The 21,373-nt window shown below is 63.7% G+C and carries 16 protein-coding genes; 8 read left to right on the top strand and 8 right to left on the bottom strand.

The annotated features are described in order from the left end of the window. The first annotated feature begins 60 nt into the window (after positions 1-60). The 5 genes from AC1DX0_RS03740 to AC1DX0_RS03760 all read left to right on the top strand — a co-directional run bounded on the left by AC1DX0_RS03740 (position 61) and on the right by AC1DX0_RS03760 (position 8,122). Positions 61-834 (top strand): PP2C family protein-serine/threonine phosphatase, encoded by a 774-nt coding sequence (locus AC1DX0_RS03740; RefSeq protein ID WP_477220777.1) that lies wholly within the window; start codon positions 61-63, stop codon positions 832-834. A 5-nt stretch (positions 835-839) separates the two neighbouring features. Next, on the top strand, positions 840-3,380 hold the full coding sequence (locus AC1DX0_RS03745) for a serine/threonine-protein kinase (RefSeq protein ID WP_477220776.1): 2,541 nt from the start codon (positions 840-842) through the stop codon (positions 3,378-3,380). Between the two features lie 96 nt (positions 3,381-3,476). Next, positions 3,477-3,899: a DUF1036 domain-containing protein gene (locus tag AC1DX0_RS03750; protein ID WP_477220775.1), complete on the top strand. Its 423-nt coding sequence runs from the start codon at positions 3,477-3,479 to the stop codon at positions 3,897-3,899. Then, the gene (locus AC1DX0_RS03755) at positions 3,896-6,310 is read left to right on the top strand and encodes a M23 family metallopeptidase (RefSeq protein WP_477220774.1); all 2,415 of its coding nucleotides are present in this window, start codon (positions 3,896-3,898) and stop codon (positions 6,308-6,310) included. The genes AC1DX0_RS03750 and AC1DX0_RS03755 overlap by 4 nt, the downstream gene beginning before the upstream one ends. A 186-nt stretch (positions 6,311-6,496) precedes the next feature. Further along, positions 6,497-8,122, top strand: a complete 1,626-nt coding sequence (locus AC1DX0_RS03760; protein WP_477220773.1) for a caspase family protein — start codon at positions 6,497-6,499, stop codon at positions 8,120-8,122. Positions 8,123-8,132: 10 nt separating this feature from the next. Here AC1DX0_RS03760 and AC1DX0_RS03765 read toward each other — a convergent pair whose 3' ends face one another. Continuing rightward, positions 8,133-8,669, bottom strand: a complete 537-nt coding sequence (locus tag AC1DX0_RS03765) for an OmpA family protein (protein ID WP_477220772.1) — start codon at positions 8,667-8,669, stop codon at positions 8,133-8,135. Positions 8,670-8,861: 192 nt separating this feature from the next. Between AC1DX0_RS03765 and AC1DX0_RS03770 the strand changes: the two genes are divergently transcribed. Next, positions 8,862-9,452, top strand: a complete 591-nt coding sequence (locus tag AC1DX0_RS03770) for a DUF6931 family protein (RefSeq protein ID WP_477221088.1) — start codon at positions 8,862-8,864, stop codon at positions 9,450-9,452. A gap of 6 nt (positions 9,453-9,458) precedes the next feature. Here the strand turns inward: AC1DX0_RS03770 and AC1DX0_RS03775 are convergent, their stop codons facing one another. The 4 genes from AC1DX0_RS03775 to AC1DX0_RS03790 all read right to left on the bottom strand — a co-directional run bounded on the left by AC1DX0_RS03775 (position 9,459) and on the right by AC1DX0_RS03790 (position 14,833). Further along, positions 9,459-10,703, bottom strand: a complete 1,245-nt coding sequence (locus tag AC1DX0_RS03775; protein WP_477220771.1) for a caspase family protein — start codon at positions 10,701-10,703, stop codon at positions 9,459-9,461. Positions 10,704-10,710: 7 nt separating this feature from the next. Beyond that, positions 10,711-11,799 carry an OmpA family protein gene (locus AC1DX0_RS03780; protein ID WP_477220770.1) on the bottom strand — a complete coding sequence of 363 codons (1,089 nt, stop codon included), beginning with the start codon at positions 11,797-11,799 and terminating at the stop codon, positions 10,711-10,713. A 164-nt stretch (positions 11,800-11,963) separates the two neighbouring features. Further along, complete coding sequence (locus AC1DX0_RS03785) at positions 11,964-12,194, bottom strand: hypothetical protein (RefSeq protein ID WP_477220769.1); 231 nt, start codon at positions 12,192-12,194, stop codon at positions 11,964-11,966. Between the two features lie 89 nt (positions 12,195-12,283). After that, positions 12,284-14,833 carry a caspase family protein gene (locus AC1DX0_RS03790; RefSeq protein WP_477220768.1) on the bottom strand — a complete coding sequence of 850 codons (2,550 nt, stop codon included), beginning with the start codon at positions 14,831-14,833 and terminating at the stop codon, positions 12,284-12,286. Between the two features lie 406 nt (positions 14,834-15,239). Here AC1DX0_RS03790 and AC1DX0_RS03795 point away from each other — a divergent pair, with 406 nt between their 5' ends. Next, positions 15,240-15,713: a hypothetical protein gene (locus AC1DX0_RS03795; RefSeq protein ID WP_477220767.1), complete on the top strand. Its 474-nt coding sequence runs from the start codon at positions 15,240-15,242 to the stop codon at positions 15,711-15,713. An 86-nt stretch (positions 15,714-15,799) separates the two neighbouring features. Continuing rightward, positions 15,800-17,878, top strand: a complete 2,079-nt coding sequence (locus AC1DX0_RS03800; protein ID WP_477220766.1) for a sigma-54-dependent Fis family transcriptional regulator — start codon at positions 15,800-15,802, stop codon at positions 17,876-17,878. Positions 17,879-17,979: 101 nt separating this feature from the next. Here the strand turns inward: AC1DX0_RS03800 and AC1DX0_RS03805 are convergent, their stop codons facing one another. The 3 genes from AC1DX0_RS03805 to groEL form a co-directional block, all read right to left on the bottom strand. Then, complete coding sequence (locus AC1DX0_RS03805) at positions 17,980-18,477, bottom strand: DUF1097 domain-containing protein (RefSeq protein ID WP_477220765.1); 498 nt, start codon at positions 18,475-18,477, stop codon at positions 17,980-17,982. Between the two features lie 141 nt (positions 18,478-18,618). Beyond that, positions 18,619-19,662, bottom strand: coding sequence for an NAD(P)-dependent alcohol dehydrogenase (locus AC1DX0_RS03810; protein WP_136619350.1), 1,044 nt, complete (start codon positions 19,660-19,662; stop codon positions 18,619-18,621). A gap of 53 nt (positions 19,663-19,715) precedes the next feature. Further along, the gene (gene groEL, locus AC1DX0_RS03815; protein WP_477220764.1) at positions 19,716-21,347 is read right to left on the bottom strand and encodes a chaperonin GroEL; all 1,632 of its coding nucleotides are present in this window, start codon (positions 21,345-21,347) and stop codon (positions 19,716-19,718) included. Positions 21,348-21,373: the final 26 nt, after the last annotated feature.

A 21,373-nucleotide genomic window follows, 5' to 3' on the forward strand; every position in this document is an offset into this window, starting at 1 on the left:
GCACGAGCGGGCGCCCGGGAGTGCGCCGCAGAGGACGCGTGAGACGCGTTTGGTGGCAAGTTGAACGATGTCGCCCTTCCCTTTGACAGCTTCGGCGTGAGCCACAAGGGCTGTGTCCGCGAGCACAATGAGGACAACTATCTTCTCGAGCCGCGAACCGGGCTTTGGGTGGTGGCCGACGGAATGGGCGGGCATGAGGCCGGAGAGGTCGCCTCGGCCAGCATTGTCGACCATCTGGCCACGATCGGCATCGCAAGCTCCGCTCCGGATCTGCGGGCGCGTTTCGAGGACAGGCTGAGCCGGGCCAATGCCGAGATCCGCAGCATATCGGAATCGCGTGGCATCACCATCGGCTCCACGGTCGCCGCCCTGTTGGCGATGGACGGACGGTTCGCCTGCCTGTGGGCGGGCGACAGCCGGGTCTATCTGATCCGCAACGCCGCGATCTCGCAGATTTCGAAAGACCACACCGAAGTACAGGAACTCTTGGATCGAGGCATGATCAGCGCGGCCGAGGCGCTCACCTGGCCACGCCGCAATGTCATCACGCATGCGGTCGGCGTCAGCGACGACTTCGTCATCGATTTCCAGCAAGGCGAACTGATGCCGGGGGACATTTTCGTGCTGGCCACCGACGGGCTGACCGCACATGTCACCGACGCGGAGATCGAGGCCGCTGTGGTGTCGGCAACGCCTCAGGCGGCCGGCGAAAACCTGCTGGAAACGGTTCTGGCGCGAGGCGGAACGGACAATGTCACCATTGTGCTGGTAAAGATCGGAAACGGGCGCAATGGACAATCGCTCCACCCTGATCTGTCCAGAGCGGAGGGCTGAGGCTGATGAGCGCCGACGACAAGACGCGAATTTCGCCGCAGGTGGCCAACACCGCGGTCGGCACGCAGCTCAGCGGCATCTACGAACTTGACGAACGGATCGCATTCGGCGGCATGGGTGAGGTCTACCGTGGCCACAACATCCAGACCGGAGACCACGTCGCCATCAAGATCGTGCTGCCCGAGTTTGCCCGCGACCAGACGATCCTGTCCTTGTTCCGCAAGGAGGCCTCGATCCTCAACCATTTGTCGCATGACGCGGTCGTGCGATACCACGTCTTCACCATCGATCCGGGGATCGGCCGTCCTTACCTGGCCATGGAATTCGTTGACGGCGAGTCGCTGTTCGACATCATGCGGCGCGGGCCGATGCCGGTGGAAGAGGTGCGCAAGCTCTGCCATCGCCTCGCATCCGGCCTGGCCGCCGTGCATCAGGCCGGAGCAATCCATCGCGACCTCTCGCCCGACAACATCATCCTGCCAGGGGGCCGGGTCGACCGCGCAAAGATCATCGATTTCGGCATCGCGCGATCGGCGACCGTGGGCGGGGAGACGCTGATCGGCGGAAAGTTCGCGGGAAAATACAACTACGTTTCACCCGAACAGCTCGGACTGTACAGCGGCGACGTCAGCGAGCAGTCCGACATCTACAGCCTTGGGCTGGTGCTGGCTGCCGCTCTGCGCGGCAAGCCGATCGACATGAGCGGATCACAGTACGAGATCATCGAAAAGCGCCGGACCGTGCCCGATCTCTCCGACATCGACGACGATTTTCGCGGCATTGTCGAAGCCATGCTGCAACCGGATCCGCAAGACCGGCCGGTCAGCATGGCTGACATCGCCAGGATGACGCGCGGCGAAGACGAAGCAACAACGCCGCCGCCATCCAGGACACCCCGTGACCGTCCGGCTCTGCCAGCGGCCGAGCAAACCCTTGCTCCTGATCCCAAGCCCCAGCCATCCAATGTCGCGGGGCACAACGCGCCGGCGGCAACAGGCCCGGGCGAACAGCGCTTCGTCCCGCATGTCCGGCCCGCGCATTTGTCCGAGCCGCAGCCTTCGCCGATCGCCGGGCCGCCGCGCATGGCCGCGAGCAACGTCCCCGGAAAACCTGCGAAGACCCGAACAATCGCGATTGCCGCCTTGGCGACACTGGCTGTCGCCTCAGGCGCCGGCCTTTACCTGAGCGGCTTCATGACGCCGGCGGCGCCGACTGCCGGCAAGACGTCGCTTTCGCCCGAACCCTCGAAGCCTGTAGCGGAAACGTCGAAGCCGACCCCGACGGACAAGGTCGCGAGCGCCCCCGAGCCGGCAAAGCCGGTTGCGCCCGCGCAGCCGGAGGCCAGCGTCCCGCCGGCTGAAAAACAGCCAGAGGCCGCGGCGGCTCAAAAGCCGCAGCCGGCCGAGGCCCTCCCGAAGCAGCCGGCAATGGCAGCGCAACCACAAACGGAGGCGAACGCGCCGCCGGCTGCAAGCCAGGCAGATGCGAAGCCGGTGCAAACGCCCGAGCCGGCGAAGCCCATTGCTCCCCCGCAAACCCAGGAACCCCCGAAGCCTTCTGCAACGGTCGCGCAGCCGTCCGAAACGGCATCGCCGGCAATCCAGCCGGATACGATGGCCCGCAACAGTCAGACGGCAGCTCCAGCACCTGAGACGATAGCTCCAGTCCCGCCGGCCGAGAAGGCCGCAGCACCGCCGCCGGTCCTGCCAAAGGTTGTGGAGACCCCAAAGCCCGAGCCGCAGATCAGCCAGCCGGAAGCCAAGGCGGCCGTGCCGGCACCCAAACCGAGCGTGAGCCAGACGGATACCGCGAACGCCGAGGGCCAAAACGCATCGTCACCGCCGGCCAACCAGCCGGACCAACCAGTCGTCGCATTGAACCTGCCCAAACCGGCGATCCCGCCGGTCGTCGATGACAGTGCGCAACGGGTCTCCTGGGTTCGCGACTTCGGCGGCGGCGACTGTTTCTACGCGACCATGACGTCGTCGACCGACAAGGCCGCCGCGATCGAAGGTTTCGGCACGGCGGTCCAGCCATTCGAACGGATGCTCGGCGATTTCCAGGCAAAATTCCATGTCGAGCCGGACATCAGCGTCCGCCTCATCGAGCCGAGCCAGTGCGAAGTCACCAACTTTCTGCGCTTTCTCGGGCAGACCACGGCCGACAAGCCGCAGCTTGTTCTCGACCGGACATCGGTGCCGAACGGGACGCCGATCAGCGGCACGCTGGTGACGCGCGGCGGGCTCATTTCCAGCGTGCTGCTGATCGATCACAAGGGCATGGTGTTCAACCTCGACGACCGCATCGTCGCGCAATCCGACAGGGCTACCTTCAGCATCCCGATTGGCCTCGGCGCCGCCGACAAGGCCGCCGGGAAGGCCGTGCCGCAGATCATCATGGTGATCACGGGTCCGCAGGATATTCAGGCGGCCTCCTTCTCGACGCCGACGCCGGCCTCGGTTCTGCTGCCCAAAATTCTCGAGGAGATCGAAACCGACGGATCGCAATTCTCAGCCACTGCCAAGTATTTCCGGCTCGGCGGATAGCATGGGCGCCCGATGGAACTCCGCCGCGCGTGTTTGCCTCATTCGTCTGCCGACCTGCCGATAGAGCAGCGTGATCCAGCTCGAGCCCGGCTTGCCATGACAGGCCGCGTGAAGCTTGCGGTCATGGCAGGAGCGGCACTGCTGGCCGTGCTGGTGTCCAGTGAAGCGCGCGCCGAGTTCACCGTCTGCAACCAGACGCTCGACGTCGTCAATCTGGCGGTCGGCCAGAAGGTCGACAATGCGGACCAGACCGACGGCTGGTGGACCATCGGCGCCAACCAATGTGTCAACGTCATCCGTGAGGAGCTGACGAACCGCTACATCTACATCTATGCGACGGATGTGTTCGGCCATGCGATCCTGACCGGATCGACCGAGATGTGCATCGAGCGGCGGCGTTTTTCGATCCGCGGCATCGACGAGTGCTGGCAGCGCGGCCACATCGCGGCGCAATTTCTCGAAGTCGATACGCTCGAACAGGCGCGGTGGACCTTCTTCCTGACCGGAAGCAATCCGTGACGCACAGTATCGACACCAGCTTCAGAGAGAAAAAGCAGGCGCGAGCCGCGCTGCGCAGGCGCACGCTTTGGCGCCGGCTCATTGCCGGGTTGGCCGTGATTGTCCTGCTTTCGATCGCTGCCGGTTTCTACCTCACCGCGGACTATTGGTCGTTTGGCGACGAAGACGAGGAGTTGCACGCGGTTGAAGGCGCGGACGATGTGCCGGCCGATGCATCCGTCTATGTGCCTGCCATTATCGATCTGGCGGGAGATCCGATGTGGATCACGCTTGCGCCCGATGCCGACACGGCAAGCAAGGGCCATGCGGTAGCGCGCCCGGCCGAGCTCGACAGTTCCGGCGCCTCGCCGCAGATCGAGATCCTCTCCGACGTGATGCTGAGTGCCAGCGAAAAGTTCATGACGACGATCCCGTCGACGCAGGAGGACTTCGCGTTCTTCCAGGCACAGCGGCGGACCGCTCCGACATCTCCGGCTGCCGCACCCGCTGAGCAGGCCGCTCCGCCAGCCCCGGCGGCGGCACCGGACGACCAGCAGGGCGACCTGGATAATGACCTGGCCGCACCCGATGCGAGCGGCGCCCCGGCCGGTTCGGCGCCCAAGGCTGATGCCGACGACCCGGAGGCCGGATGGGGAGAGACCATCGATCAGGGCGAGGCAGCGCTGCCCGCCTTCAAGAAGACCCAGATCGAGAACAATACGACCGTGGCAACGGTGACCAGCGAGTACCAGCGCTTCGAGGCGACCGAAGACACGTTCGTGAAGATCCTCAACGACCGCAGCCTGGACAGCGTTGCGCTCGATGCACATTTCTCCGCCGACGATGCCAAGCTGGCCGGCGAAGCCCTGAAGGCGATCTTCAACCGGGACGGTCTGGAACCGGGTTATGTCGTCGCCATGCGCGGCTTCCGGCCGAACCGCGAGACGACGACGATGTCGCTCATGCAGGTCTCGATCTACGCCAAGAATGTCTTTGTCGGCACGCTGACACGCAACGCCGCGGGCGCCTTCGTATCGGGTGTCGATCCCTGGGTGCGCGAGGACCTGTTCAACTATTCCGGTGCCGAACAAGGCGGGCCCAAGCGGCAATACCGCCTGCTCGACGCGATCTATTCGACGGCTGCGCGCAACAAGGTTCCAACCGGCGTCATCGGCGAGGCGATCATGTACCTGTCGCGCGGACAGGATCTCGACGCCTTCGCCAGCGAGGACCAGCGCCTGGTGCTGATCTACTCGCAGACGCCGCGCGGCAAGGAAGAGACGTCCGGGCGGGTGCTTTATGTCGGCGTCCAGGGCGGTGAGAAGACCATCGACTGTTTCGTCTTCCAGCAAAGCGACGGCCAGTACGCCTGCGTCACCGGCAATGACGAGGTGCGTTCGCTGACTGTCGCCAACGGCATGGTGACCCCGGTGAACGGGGTCATGACCTCGACCTTCGGCCCGCGCAAGCACCCGATCCTCGGCGTCGTTCGTATCCACAAGGGTGTCGATTGGGCAGCCCCTGTCGGCACGCCGATCATGGCGGCCTTCGACGGCGAGATCAGCTTCCAGGGCGATGGCGGCAGCTATGGCAATCTGGTGAAGATTACGCATGCGAACGGGCGCGAGACGCGCTACGCGCATATGCAGAAATTCGCCATTGCGAGCGGCGTCGGCACCAAGGTGAAGGCCGGCGACATCATTGGCTATATCGGCACCACCGGGCTTTCGACCGGCCCGCATTTGCATTTCGAGCTCTACCAGAACGGCGAGGCGATCGATCCGCTGGGGACGGTCACCACGGTCGCCAGCTATGATACTGGCAGTTCTGGCAATTCCGGCGATGTCGCCGTCGAAACGCTGACCGAGCGGATCGTTCATGTCGAAAGCGGCGGCAGCGCCCGCGCCAAGAACCCGAATTCCTCGGCGACCGGGGCCGGCCAGTTCATAACCAAGACCTGGATCCGGATGATGAACACCTACCGGCCGGAACTTGCACGCTCGCTGTCGACCGCCGACCTGCTCGCCCTGCGCTACGACGCCACCATCTCGCGTGAGATGGTGCGCAATCTGGCGCGCGAAGGCGAGGCCTATCTGCGGGCGCGCGGTCACCAGATCACAGCCGGCCGGCTCTATCTCTGCCATTTCCTCGGCATGGAAGGTGCGCATCAGGTGCTGTCGGCACCGGGTTCTGCGCAACTGAGCGCCGTGCTGGGGTCGGCCGTCATCCAGGCCAACCCGTTTCTCACCGGCAAGACAGCCAGCTATGTGGTGGACTGGGCCGAAAGGAAGATGGGCCAGAAGCTCAGCCGTGTGGCCACCGACGCCAGCCCGCCGCCGACGACTACGGAGATCCGCCAGACATCGCCGGAGTTCGAAAAATACAAGCAGGCCGTCACCGCCCTCATCAGCTCGATTCAGACTGCGCTTTGAACCTGCCGGCCACGGCATCAGCCCCTCAGGCCATTGGTGTCACTATTTTCGGACCGTTGTGAACCAAAACTGCGGTCAGGACCACATATGTCCAAGGAGCCATTTTTGGCACAAGCGACCCAGTCGCCGACGAAATCTGGCATCCGCCGACATCAACAGTGCCCCCAGTGGGTAGAGGGCTGGTCCATGAAAACGATCACAGTCTTTCTGAGCGGAATTATCGTGGTTTTCCTTGCCGCCTTCGGCGCCGGGGCCGCCGCGCCAGACGCCAAGCGCGTCGCGCTGGTGATCGGCAACAGCAACTATGTCCATGCGGTTACCTTGCCCAACCCCGCCAACGATGCCCGCCTCATCGCATCGACGCTGCGCAATGCCGGCTTCGAGGTGATCGAAGGGGTCGATCAGGACAATGCCGGCATGCACAGCCTCATCAGCCGGTTCACAGAGCAAGCCTACGACGCCGACCTCGCGGTCATTTTCTATGCCGGTCACGGCATGCAGGTCGACGGCAAGAACTACCTGATTCCGGTCGACGCCGATTTGACGTCGCCGGCCTATCTCAAGACACGGACCGTTCAGATCGACAACTTCATGGCCGCGCTGCCGCCCGACCCAGCGATTGGCGTCATCATCCTCGATGCCTGCCGCGACAATCCGTTGGCAAGGACGCTGGCGGCCTCACTGCCGAAAAGCCGCTCCACCTCGCTGGGCACCGGTCTGGCACCGGTCGAAGCGAGATCGGACGGCGTCGGTACCGGTGGCCTGCTGATTGCCTATGCAACAGATCCTGGCGCCATCGCCTTCGACGGCGACGGGGCCGACAGTCCTTACTCCACCGCGCTCGCCAAGCATCTGACCGAACCCGGCGTCGAAATCCAGAGCGCGCTGACGCGCGTGCGCGGCGAAGTGACCGAAACCACGCAAGGCCGCCAGCGGCCGTGGCATAACGCATCGCTGGGACGCGAGGTTTTCCTGGGAAAACCCGTCGCCGCGGCGGCGGCTGCAAATCCCGTGGCCGACGCATCGCACGCATCCGCGACATCCGCCCGTGCCCCTGTCGCCAGTGGTTCTCCTTCCTGGGAAGTCGAGCAACGTCTTTGGGATGAGGCTTCGAAGCACAATTCCGGTCCGTTCTACCAGGCCTATCTCGACCAGTTCCCGAACGGCCGCTTCGCCACAGTGGCGCGGCTGAACATCGACGAACTGAACGGCCCGACAGCTCAAAACCGGCAGGTCGCGGCACTTGATACGAACCAGGCGAGCACCGGTTCCGGCTCTGCCGTGCAGACCTCTATCAGCGTTCCGGACGAGATGAAGCAGGCGCCGGGCACCGCGTTGACGGAAAGTGCGATCGGCCTCGACCGCCAGGGCCGCATCGACCTGCAATTGCGGCTCGAAGCGTTGGGCAACGAGATCGGTCGCATCGACGGAACCCTGGGCTCTCAGACCCGTGAGGCGATCGGCATCTGGCAATCCGATAACGGACTGCCGCAAACCACCTATCTGACGCGCGAGCAGCTGGCGTTCCTGGTGATCCAGTCAGATCCGCAGATGGAAGCCGTGCGTGCCGGATACGCCGCCGATCAAGCCAGTGCGGCGCAGCCGAAAAAGCAGGTGGTGCAGAAGGCCCGCACGATGAGGCCGATGGCACAGAAACCCCGCAAGCAGCAGCAGGTCGTTCAGAAGTGGCGCAACCGCGAGACCATGGCGCGGCTGGATGATCCTCCGCCGCGCCGGCGCAACAACGACTTCCTGACAAGGGCACTGATCTTCGGCGCCGGTGTGGCCGTGGGCAGCCTACTCAAGCAGTGACAGCCGCGCGCTACTGGGTCTTTATGCGCATTTCCACGCGGCGGTTGGCCGGATCGTAAGGGTTGGCGCTGCGCGGATTCTTTTCGCCCATGCCGATCGCATTGATGCGGGCCGGTTCGATGCCGCTGGCCGTCAGGAAAGCTGCCACCGATTTCGCTCGCCGTTGCGACAGGCCTTCGTTGTAATGCACCGTGCCGGTGGCGTCGGTGTAGCCTTCGACGACGAAGCTGAACGTGCTCAGCCGGCTGTCCTTCAGCGCCTTGGCGAACTCGTCGAGTTCAGCGCGTGCGGTGGTGTCGAGTGTGGCTGAATCCAGGCCGAAGTTGATCAGCATATCGAGGCTGGATTTTTCTCCCGGCGCGTCTTTTGCCTTGGTCTTGCTCTTGCACTCCTCCTCGGTGCCGACGCAAATTCCCCGCGACTTGCCGAGATCGGCCGCGCCGGCAAAAAACTTCACGATGTCTTCTGATTTCTGAACGGGATCGGCGGAAACGTGGGTCGAGAAAAACACGACCGCCAACACAAAGGCTGACCTGCCCCACTGCATAGCGGTTACTCCTGTTTGAGCATCCGATTTCGACGATCGCCACGATACCAAATTTCATGGCAATTGTCTGTCGATAAACGCTCTTGGGCATGATTGTGCCGAGGGGTGTTGCGGCGGCAACGGGTTGAGACTTGACCCGCGCGGCGCCTGGGGCTTGAGTGGCCAAGGCTTCTCGATGAAAGCGTGGCGGTCATGGCCAATGGGCTCCGATTCAAGACGGCACGAGATCTTTTCACGGCTTGTCCCGCCATTGCCCGGGACATGAGAACCCTTCCAACCGACCAAAACCCGATCGCGTTTTGCCGCGAGCTGCTGGCCGGGCGCGTTCCCGAAGAAGCTATTACCTTCTGTGCCTACCTGCTTCCCGAGCGGGCCGCGGTCTGGTGGGCGCATGAATGCCTGAGCCATCTGACCGAGCTGTTCGATGGAACCGATCAGGAATTGCTTGCGCGTGTTGGCGACTGGGTGGGTGAGCCGGACAATCCCCGCCATCAGGCAGCCGTCGGTACAGCGGCAGTGACACCCCCAACAACGCCGGTCGGCTGGATTGCGCTCGCTGCCGGATGGCGGGACAATGGTTCGGCAATGGCCGCGACGATGGCACCGGCCTTGCAACCATTTCCTGCACAACCATTTCCCGCCGCCCATGCAGTCAATGCCGGGATACTGGCCGGACTGGCCCGTGTCGCCCTCGCTGACCGGTTTGCCGTTCTTTCGGCATTTGTCGAAATGGGCATCCAGATGGCCGAGATCGAGGCGCGCCAATCGGCGGATGCCTATTAGAGCCGCCTACTTGCAGCCACCTTGCGCCCATTTGGCCAGCGCCACCTTGAAGCGTGTTCCCAGCGGATGTTGCAGGCGCAAGACAGAGACGTCGTTTGCGGCGAAATTTTTCGCCTGATCGCACAGCCGGGTCTCGTTCCATTCATGGCAGCCGTCGCAGTGCTTGTCCTCCCAGACCGACTTGTCCAACCCCTCCACCGGGCTGAACAGCGGCTTGCCCTTGATCAGCTCGGCGATGCTCTTGCCGTCGATTGCCGCATCGCCGAAGTCGATCGGATGGTTGAAAAGGATCGGGGCATCCGACGCCAGTTTGGGGATCTTCTGGCGCAGCACATCGAGCGCAAGCTGGTCGCTGTTTTGGCCTGACGCACCAGCCGCGGCGGTGTTGCGCGCGTCGGAGCCGCCTTCGGCCTGGGGTGTGCTCGCTTCGCCCACGATCAACGGCGCATTGAGGTCGACCTTGTGCAGGACAACCTCAGTGGTCAGTGAAACGTTGAGCCAGGGGCGCTGCTTGCCGGCCGTTGCCTTGAAGACGTCACCGGTCACCCGGTTCATCGCCTCGGTGATGGAGACGTTGGGCGCGCCGATGTGCTGAAGCAGTGCGGCGGTGAACGGCGAATGCTCGCCCGACCCGTCATAGGCGAGTTGATTGGGGCTGGCGGCGAAGGCGACAAGCGTGCCGGCGCCACCATTCTCGATCGGGATCTCGGCCAGGCCACTGCTGGCGCCGTTGACGCCCGCGGTCTTGGCCAGCACGTCGACGAGGGGATTGTCGCGGCAAGCATCGAGAAACACCAGCCTGATGCTGGTCTCCCGCGACATCTGGCGCAGAACGAAATCAACCGACACGGCCTCGAAGTCGAGGGAGGTCTCGTCCTCCAGTGCGGCGTCAACCGGAAGCAGGTAGTTCTTGCCCGAAACCTGCAAGCCGTGGCCGGCGTAGAAGAACAGCGCGATATCGGCACCGCGCACCTGTTTTGCGAACTGGGCGATCGTCGCCTGCGTCTGCGGCTTGGTCAGGTCGAAGCCCGAAACCACCTCGAAGTCGAGCTTCTTCAAGCGTTCGGCCATGGCCTGGGCGTCGCGCACAGGATTGGCGAGTGGTGCTGCGTGCTGATACTGGGCGTTGCCGAGGACCAGGGCGACGCGGCGCTCGGCACTGGCGGTCGTCACAGTCAACAGCAAGGCGAGCACCAAGAGCCCGGCAGCGCGAAACAGGCCACCGCAACGGGCGATCAGATCGGACCTCACCGCCACCTCAGAGCTTGGTCGCGGAAAACTCGATCCGCCGATTGAGCGCCTTGTTCTTGGGTGTGTCGTTGGCGGCAACTGGCCGCTCCTCGCCGTACCCGGTCGCCGTTATCTGCGTGCGCGGAATCCCCGCGGCAACAATGGCATCGGCGACCGCCTGGGCTCGCCGTTCAGACAATTGCTTGTTCGCCTCCGGCGATCCGTCGGAATCGGTATAACCGGAGACCTCGACCTTGAGGCTCGGGCATTTGCCGACGACACCTTCGACCTCTTCAAGCAGCGGCCGGCTTTTCGCGTCGAGCCGCGCGCTGGCAGGCCGGAAGTAGATGGCGCCGGTGCGCGAGAGCACGGCGAACCTGTTCAGGCATTCCTCGTCGCTGAAGTTCGTCTTGGCGGCATCGGTGGCGACCGGGCCGACATCAGCCGCCGCGGCGGTCGGAGCGGCGGCCGGCTTGCTGCCGTCAGCGGTGAAGACGAAATCGAACGACACCGACGCGGTGGGCACGATGTTGGTGACATTGGCCGCCTGCTGCAGCTTGTCGACGTTCGGCAGCAGGCCGAAATCCTCGACATGGACAGCGACCGGAGCCTCGGAGGCAACCGACACCATGGTGTCGCTGATCATGGTGACGACGACGCTGGCCTCGAGGTCCTTGTCGACACCGTGCAGATTGAGGCGGAACGGCAGCGTTGCCTTCACCCTGCGCTTTGTCGCCAGGTCGGCGAACGCGGCGGGATCCACCTTCGCCGTCAGTTCGGCGGTCGGGTATTTGAATGTCTCGAAGAACAGGAAGCGCATGCGGACGTTGCGCAGGTCGACGCCGGTATCGACCGAATTGAGGTCGAACGTAACCTTGGCATCACCCGCCGAACTCAGCGTGCCGGTGATGTTCCTGATCTTGTTGGTCTCGACGATCGTGTTCTTCTTGACCGACTGGTAGGTGATCACCGAAGCGGCGGGATCGAGCGTCCAGTTCGGCGCTGCGCTGGCGGCTTGCGATCCGAGCAACAGCAATAACGCAACGATCAGGCCAAGGGTCCTCGTGGTGAGGTCCCTGAATCCCGTTTTCCACCATAATGCGACGACTTCGAACATGGAACGCCCCTGCCCAGGACTACCGTATCGATACCGACACCGCGCGAACGCGATCGAAGCATAAAGCACTAGCACGCTCTTGGCGAGCAATTGCGGCCGGTCTCCGGTGCGCGCCGAATTGGTGTTGCCAAAGAGGGTCGTAGCTTGACCTGCTTGTTGCAAGCTCATCCCCAGCCACCGCCACCGCCACCCGTACCGCCGGTGCCGCTGCCGCCGCCTCCACCCCCGGTAGGCACAACAGGCGGGGGAACAGTGGTTTCCTCAACCGGCTTGATCACCTTCTTGGCGGTGACCTTCTTCTGCTGGCCGATCTTCGGCGCGGACGTCGTGCGAACGAGCTTCGGCTTGTGCTTGGTCGTTGTCACCGTCGGTTCGGCCTTGGGCGGGACGGACATGCAGCCCGTTAGCGCCGCCAGGGCACCGGATAAGACTGTCGCAATCAATGCCTGCTTCACTGCCCTGCCCACCATTGCCTCCTTGTGAATCAAAACAGGTCCCGACGCGGATTGGCTTGCTCCCAGACCGCTCTGGCCGCCTTGACCAGTTGGTCGTCCAGCGAGCCGTTCGCCGCGATCTTCGACTTGAGTTCGCCGCGCAATTGCGTCAGCGCAGCTGTTTTCGCCTTCACTCCGAATTTTGTCAGCGTCGCCTGCGCGCCCGGCAATTCCTTGCGAAGATCAAGTGCGACGGCGAAGGCCAGGTAACGCACCGCTATCGCCTGGTCGGCCTTGTCGCCCTTCTGCATTTCGAGAGCCGCACGATCGTATGCGCCGGACTGATCACCGCGTGCGGTGGCGAGCTCAAACAGTCTCTGCGCTTCATCGAGGTTCTGCCCGACGCCGACACCGTCCCGGTACATGCGCGCGAGGCTAGCCGGAGCGTAGGGCTGGCCGAGATCCATGGCCTTCTGGAAAAGCCCTTGCGCCTGGCTGGGATCCTTCCCGACTCCCACGCCTGCCAGGTAATTGCGGCCGAGCAGGTTCATCGAATACATGTCCTGCCGCTCCACGCCTGCCTGCAGGAAGGCGACGGCGCGGGCCGGATCGGCGGGCACGCCGTTGCGGCCCTCCGTGAAGATCGCGGCAAGATCGTTCATCGCATAGGTATGGCCCATGGCGGCCGCCTTGAGCAGCAGGTCCAGCCCCTTGCCGGTGTCGCGCTCGACGCCATAGCCGTTGAACAAGGCACGCCCCCATGACGTCATGCCGTAAGGATCGCCCTTGTCGGAGGCCGCCGCATAAAAGGCATTGGCCTGCTTGCGGTCGGCGGGCATTCCCGTTCCCGTCGCGTTGAAGTAGCCGAGCTCGAACACGGCGCGGACGTGGCCTTTGTCGGCTGCCGCCTGGATGGCCTTTTTCGCCTCCTCGACCTTGCCGGCCGCAAGCAGCGCCCGGCCCAGTTCGTAGCGGAAGCGGGCGACATCGGGATAGGCCTTCACCGCCGCCTCGCAGGCCTTCACGGCCTCAGTGCCGATTTCATTCGGCAGCAGGCCGGGGACGACGCCTTGCAGGTCGAGAGGCTCGCCAGCGGCCTGGTCGCAAGGATCGACGCTTGGCGACAGCTTCATCGTGGCGGGCCTGGATGAGCTGCTGTCGGCCCGGATCTCGAAGCCGACCTCGACCGGCTGGGCCGCACCGATCTGGGGCTCGTAGCGCAACTGGTCGACCTCATCGGCCATCAGGCTCGACTCCGGCGACAGGGCGCGATCCGGCAGGGACAGCGTACCCGTTGCCGGATAGCTCGCCAGTTTCAGGCTGACCGCAGGATCGTTTGTCGGGAAGTCCAGCTTCAGCGGAACCGGGCCGACGCCAACCGGGACGCTGATCTCACGGTTTTCGATCGCCTCGGCGGCGCCGGTGATGTGGATGCCCCGTTCCAGCACCTGCTGCTTCTGCTCGGTCTCGAGCGAGGCCACGATCTTTTCGCCCTCGGCGCCCTCACCGTTCTTGACACGGAACACCATGATGCCCTGGGCCTGGCCACCCCAATTGTCGTGCGTGGCGTAGGCCAGCATGTCGACCTCTTCGGACGCACCGGCACCCTTGGGCACATCCATTTTCAGGCGCGGCAGGTCCTTGCCCTCGATCTGTTCGCCGACCGCCACAGCCTTGCCGTCCAAAAGCAGGCGCCCGAGTGCTGGCGGCCTTTCGATGCTGACGGTGATCGATCCGCCATCGACATCAAGCGGCTCCGGCAGGTCCAGGGCAACAGGCCCGACACCCGACGGCACCACCTTCTCCAGAACCGGCGGCAGCGAAGGCCGGCTGGCGCGGCGCATCAGCACGACTTCGTCGATGAGCGACGAGTTTTCCCAGGGAACCTGCTTGCCGTCGGTGGCCTCGACCACATCGCGGCGCACCGCGGCCATGACCGTGCGTATCTCCTGGTTCGGCGCCAGCGCCCGACGCGAGAATGCGGATGAAAACGGGCTGAGGTCTCCCGCTCCATCATAAGCGACCGCCCCTGGCTCGGTGGCAAAGGCAATCAGCGTGTTCAGCGAGCTTTTAACCTGCGCAAGACCGGTGTTGCCGGCCGTGATCAGCTGGTCCCTCAGCCAATAGTCCTTGCGCGGAAACGGATTGTTGCGACAGGCATCGAGGATGATCACCTGGATCTTCGATTTGGCGCGCAATTGCTGCAGGACATCGTCCAGCTTGACCGCCTGGACCTCTATGTCGGCCGCATTCTTCAGCGAGGCATCGACGGGGATCAGGAAATTCTCGCCGCCTATCTGAAAGCCATGACCTGAGTAGTAAACGACGGAGAGATCGGCGCCGTCCGCCGCTGCCAGGTAGTTGCGGAACTGCTCCTCGAACTGCAGCTTTGTGAGATCCTTGGCGACGAACACTTCGAAGCCGGCCAGCCGAAACGTCTTCGATACGTCCTCGGCATCCTTGTCGGGGTTCTTGAGCACGGGGATTTCCCGGTATTCGGAATTGCCGATCACCAGGGCGACCCGTCGATCGGCCGACGCACCGAAGCTCGTCAAGGCCGCTACGAAGAAGATAGCGATCAATCCGCAAAGTCGGAGCATGGCAACCGCCTCAACCGCCGCGACCCGACGACCACAAGCTCCCCAGATTGCGGTATCAAGGTCTGTTGAAGAACTCACAATTCGCCGAGACAGAAACAGGAAAAGAGCGAAAAACCGCCTCGGCAGCAGGCACCTTCCTCATCCCGATGTGTAAACTACCTCAGAGCCGAACCATCCGCAATGAGTGTCGAACCGCCCCGATGTGGCTGTCCGGCTCCGAACACGACTTTTTGAAACAGAAGGGGCCAGCAGGGCATCTCGTGTAGCAGCCACCTGCTACCAACGATGTGAATTTCGGCGCTACCTATTGTGAATGGCGGACCTGGCGATGGCAGTGTAGGGTTCGCTGCAAATAAGAATGACCCGTATCGCGGGCACTGCCAAGCCAACGAATCTGGGAGGATTCATGGTCGAGATCATCTCCAAGCAGGACGGCCCACGGCGCGAGGATGCTCAGGTCAAACGACTGATCGAGCAGAACCGCTCGACCATCGTTCGCCTCGCCGACCAGATCAGCGGCGGTGGCTATTCAGCCTCCAGGAAGCCGCGCCAGCAGCCGAAGGCTGAAGGCCTGATCATCCATGTCGGCGGCGGTGCTGCAACCGCCACCGAAGCGAGCCCGTCCATTCGCGTCACCATGAACGGCCGTGTGATCTCGAAGGATCAGAATACGGGCCGCCAGCTTCACCATATCGGCGATGTCCGCAACCGGAACGGGGAGCAGGTCTTCGTGCTGGCAACGAAGCTGAACGGCTTCTTCTCACCGGTCGACGAAACCATCGCCGAGGCGCTCGCCGGGCTGGACGGGTCCCGGCTGACCGCGACCTATAGCGAGGAGCAGCTTGCGGCCGACATCGGCGCGAAACTCGGCATCGACTGACGGCAAGCTGTTGGGCGTGGCTCTGCATGCCCAATCCGCGACAGCATACAGAAATGGCATACCTCAAAAGGTACTGTGATGACTGAATGAGAAACGCGAGCGGCCCCAATCCGATGAAAACCGATGCTCTTGCGACGCATGCGTCGATGGCCACCGGACAACTGGTTCTGGACAGGATCGACTATGATGAGCGCGCCACCATGCGCGCCTGGGAGAGTTTTCTTTCCGACGAGCCGACATCGGCGCGCGATCCGGTCCACGTCCGCTCGCTGATCCACGATTCCTGGTATCGCAGCGCCACCGGCGGCATCAATGCGCAAGGCATCGAAGCGCCGCTGAGCAGTGATCGCGACGAGATCGAATATCTGACCCGCGCCAATGCCGAACTGCTTTCGGCGGCGCGCCGGTCGTTCGCCTCGCTTGGCCAGTTGCTGGACGGGACAGGCGCGATGCTGGTGCTGGCCGACAGCGACGGCGTGCTGATCGACGCCATCGGCGACAAGAAGACCTTGCATGACGGCAGGGATATCCATCTCGCCATCGGCGGCAAATGGAACGAGGGCGCGGTCGGAACCAACGGCATCGGCACGGCGCTTTGGACCGGTGAGCCGACTTTCGTCCATGCGGCCGAGCATTTCTGCGCCGGGATAAAATCCTGGACCTGCGCCGGCGCACCGATCCGCGATCCGTTGGACGGCAAGATCATCGGCGTCGTCGACCTGTCGGGCTATTCGCCGATCTTCAGGCCGCACAACACCGCACTCGTCGCCGCCACCGCCAGGCAGATCGAAAAGGCATTGGCCGAGCAGCAGCAGGAACAGCGCACGCGCCTGCTCGAAGCCTTCATTTCCTCAGCACCCAGCTACCGCCGGAAGGATGGGCTGGTGATCGTTGATCATCGCGGCCGCGCCATTTTCTGCAACAACGTGCCCAATGGCGACACGACGGAGATGATGGACGGCCCGATGGAACCAGGGCGTGGCCGCTGGCTGATGAACCTGCCTGCCTCCGGCTCGGACACCGATCTCGCCAACGCGCTGCCGCCGCATCTGCGCTCCTGCCACGTCACGCCGCTGAAGCTCGACGGCGACCTTCGCGGCGCGGCCCTGGTGTTCCCTTCGGTGCCGGCTGTTTCCAGCATGACGGTGATGCGCCGGGAGGGGGACAAGCACCTGCGGGCAGCCGCGGCAATGATCGTCGGCGAAAGCGAAAAATTGCTGGCGGCCGTCGATATCGCCTCCCGGGTGGCCGGGTCGAACGGTGTTACCTCGTTGCTGATCGAAGGCGAAACCGGGGTCGGAAAGGAGCTGTTTGCACGGCTTGTCCACGCCGGCAGCCGGCGCACAGAAAACGACCCGTTCATTGCCATGAACTGTGGCGCGATTACCAAGGAATTGTTCGGCAGCGAATTGTTCGGTCACGTCTCCGGCGCCTTTACCGGCGCTTCGCGCGACGGCAAGCCGGGCATCTTCGAACTCGCCAATGGCGGCGTGCTCAGTCTTGACGAAATCGGCGAGTTGCCGCTCGAAATCCAGCCCTTCCTGTTGCGTGTCCTGGAAGAGCGCGTGGTCCACCGTATCGGCGACTCCAGGGGACGGCCGGTGGACGTGCGGCTGGTCGCCTCGACCAATCGCGACCTCAAGCAGGAGGTCGCCGCCGGGCGCTTCCGCAGCGATCTCTACTACCGCATCGGTGCGGTCTCGATCCATGTCCCGGCGCTACGCGATCGCGGCGACGACGTGCTGCTGCTGATCGAGCATTTCAACCGGCAGATCGCGAAGCTGGCCGGCAACGACCCGCTGGAGTTTTCGAACGAAGCGCTCGATGCGCTGCTGGCCTATCGCTGGCCGGGCAATGTGCGCGAACTGAAAAACCTGGTCGAGCGCCTGCACATACTGGCGCGCGGCGGCACGATCGAATTGCAGGATCTTCCCGGGGAAATCAGTGCCGGCGATCGCGGCAGCATGGCGATGCACGGCGACCATCCGGCAGCCATGCTCGAAGCCCCGGTGTGCACATTCGAGGATGCGGAGCGCCAGGCGATCAAGAATGCGCTTGCGGCGGAGAGCGGCAATCTCAGCAAGGTTGCGCTGCGGCTCGGCATTTCGCGGCCTACGCTCTATCGCAAGCTCGGCCAATACGGCATCCGCCGCGGCTTCCTCTGATTTCGATCTGCCTACCGGCACAAAAAACCCGCGGCATTCGCGCCGCGGGCTGGGGAAAATCGTCGACCGAAATTGCCTTCAGGCATCGGCAGCGGACATGATCAGGTCTTTATGACGGCCCCGGTCACTTTCTCCGAGACGAAGCCGAGGATGTTGCCGACGATCAGCGAAATCACCACGGCCGCTGCGACCTTGACGATGCCGGCGGCACCTTCGCCGTAGGCGGCCGCGCCAAGCAGAAAAAGTGCCGCGGTCGTTGCATAGCCATAGACCGCCGACGGAATGGCGCTCAGCAAGGGCAGCTTGGCGGCGAGGATCAGGACGATGATTGAAATGCCGACGCAAATGCCGGCCATGATCGCTGTAACGCCGATCGACGTCAGCGCTATCAAGGCGCCGGCCGCGCAGATCGCGCCCCACAGGTTTGCAACCGCCGAGTTCTTGAACCCGGCCTCCTTGCCGCCGCAGTGATAGAAACTCCCCCAGCCGACGAATACCGCCCAGATCAGCAGATAGGGATTGCCTATCGTGATCGCCGCCCAGGTTGCAATGCCTCCCATAATGCCGATGACGACGGCCAGTCCCGTAACAAGATCCATGTTGTCCTCCCGTTTTTAAACACCACGAAGCAAGGAAACTCGTATGGGGATCGCGCTTCGCCGACGTTCCCGATCTGCAAACGACATGGCATCGGCCACGACGCAGCACGCCGGTTCGTGCTGCGTCTGGTCCAGAGGCTTTCAGGGAACGATGACGCCGCGGCCGGTGAACCGCCGGTTCTTGAAATCGTCGAGCGCGGTGTTGATGCTGGCGAGGTTGTACTCGGTGTAGTGCATCTTGACCTTGCCGTCGGCGTTCAACTCCATCAGCTCGACAAGCTCGGTGAAATTGCCGACCAGGCTACCGCCGATGTTGATCTCCTCGATGACAAGATGCGCGGTCGGGACGTTGATGTTGCCGCCATAGCCGACGACGAACAATTGACCTCCCTTGCGCACCATCTTCCAGCAGATGTTCTCGACACCGAGTTCACCGACGAAATCGATCACCACATGAGCGCCACCGCCGGTGATCTGGGCGACCTCCTCGACGACGTTCGGCCCGCCATCGAGGATGAAGTCGGCGCCAAGGTCCTTGGCCAGCACCCGCGCCGCCGGCTCGCGATCTACAGCGATGATGCGGCAGCCCGAAATCGCGTGCAGCGATTGCAGCGCGATGTGGCCGAGCCCGCCAATGCCGAGCAGCACGCAATAGCTCCCCGGCCGCAGGAGTTTCGCGGCGCGCTTGGCGGCGCGGTAGGCAGTGATGCCGGCGTCGGCCAGCGGCGCCACCTCGATCGGCGTGATGTTGGCGTTGAGCTTGATCAGCGAGCGCTCGCTGGTGATGAAATATTCGGCGAAGCCGCCATTCATGCCGAGGCCGGGGAACTGGCCGTTGTCGCAATACATGTCCTCGCCATGACGGCAGTTGAGGCAGATGCCGCATGAGCGGAAGGGGTGGCAGATCACCGCGTCGCCGCGCTTGACCGATCTGACACCGCTGCCGACTTCCTCGACCCAGCCGGCATTTTCGTGACCCATGATGTAGGGCAACAGCGTGCCTTCGGGATCCATGGTCGGCTTCCACACGCCTTCGATGATGTGCAGGTCGGTGCGGCAGAGGCCTGCGGCGCCGACCCGCACGATCACCTCGTCGGGCGCGGTGATCGTCGGCGCCTTGACCTCCTCGATCTTGAGCTGGACGTTCATCTTCGGGTCGTATTCGTAGAGTCTGGCAGCTTTCATTGTCGTATCCCTTCAACGTAGAGATTGTCTGGGTCGAGATTGTCTGGATTGCTTCAGGCGCGGCCGAGCTTTTCGGAACCGCCGCCACGCGCCGGCCCAGCCGTCGGATCCTCGTCCTCGGCGAGATCGCCAATCAGCGTTTCGGTGGTCAGGATCAGCGTCGCCACGGAAGCCGCGTTGGCGAGCGCGGTGTAGGTGACGCGGACGGGGTCGATGATCCCTGCCTCGAACATGTTCTGATAGGCGCCTGTCGACGCGTTGTAGCCGTAGCCGCCATTGATGCGGGTGACCTCGATCACCACGGCTTCGGGATCGGCGCCGGCATTGGCGGCGATCCGCCACAGCGGCCGCGACAGGACCGAGCGCACCAGGCGCACGCCTTCGGCTACATCGCCATCGACGCTGGCCGCCACCTTGTCGAGCAGCGGCGCGATCTGGGCGAGTGCGGAACCGCCGCCCGCGACCACGCCCTCTTCGGAGGCGGCGCGCACCGCATTCAATGAATCCTCGATCAGCTGGATGGTCCGCTTCTGCTCGACCGGCGTGACGCCGCCGGCATAGAGGATCGCCGTGCCGCCGGAGAGCTTGGCCAGGCGCTCGCGCAGCTTGTCCTGGTCGATGTTCGGCGGCGAAGCTTCATACTGCCGCTGCACCTGGGCGCGGCGCGAGGCGATTGCCGCATGATCGCCACCGCCACGAATGATCGAGGTGTAGGACGAACTGGTCTTGACCCGGTCGGCCGTGCCGAGATCCTCGGCGGTGACATCCTCGAGCCGGCCGCCCAGATCGCGCGCGATCACCTTGCCGCCGGTGATAATGGCCAGATCCTCCATCATCGCCTTGCGCCAATGGCCATATTCCGGCGGGTGGACGACGAGATATCGTCCCGGCCCCTGCTTGCCGAGCAGCGTCACCACCACTTCCGGCGACATTTCCTCGGATACGATCAGCAGCGGCCGGCCATCCTCCTCGGCAATGCGGCGAACCGCATCGAGCTGCTCGGGTTCCTTGATCTTGAGATCGGTCATCAAGATGTAGGGCCGATCGAGCACGGCCTCCATCTTCTCCTGGTCGGTCACCATGTGATGCGAGAGATAGCCGCGTTCGAAGGACATGCCCTCGACGACATCGAGCGTCGTCTCGGTGGTGACGCTGAAGTCCGTGGTGATGACGCCTTCGGCGCCGACCCGCTGATGGGCTTCCGCCACCAGTGCGCCAAGCTTGCTGTTGGTCGCCGCGATGTTGGCGACCGACGCCAGGATACCGTTGCCCTTGGCGGGCTTCGCCGAAGCCTTGAGTGCTGCCACCACCGCCGCTACCGCAAGGTCGATGCCCTTGCACAGATCTACCGATTTCACGCCGCGCTCATTCGCCTCGACACCGCCCTGGATGAGCGCGTTGGCAAGCACGATGGCCGTCGTGGTGCCGTCGCCGGCAATCTCGTTGGTCTGCATCGACACTTCGCGGACCACCTGCGCGCCCATGTTTTCGAAACGGTCGTGCAGCTCGATCTCGGAGGCGATGCTGACGCCGTCACGGGTCACCATCGGCGTGCCGATCGGCCGGTCGATCATGGCGTTCATGCCTTTGGGGCCGAGCGTCGGCTCGACGGCGGCGGCGAGCCGGAAGACACCGCGGGCGAGCGCACGGCGGGCCTCGGAATTGTGAAGCATTATCTTGGGCATGATTCCTCCTTCCGCCTTACGGGCGG

Source organism: Mesorhizobium sp. P3_A9 (assembly GCF_056402975.1).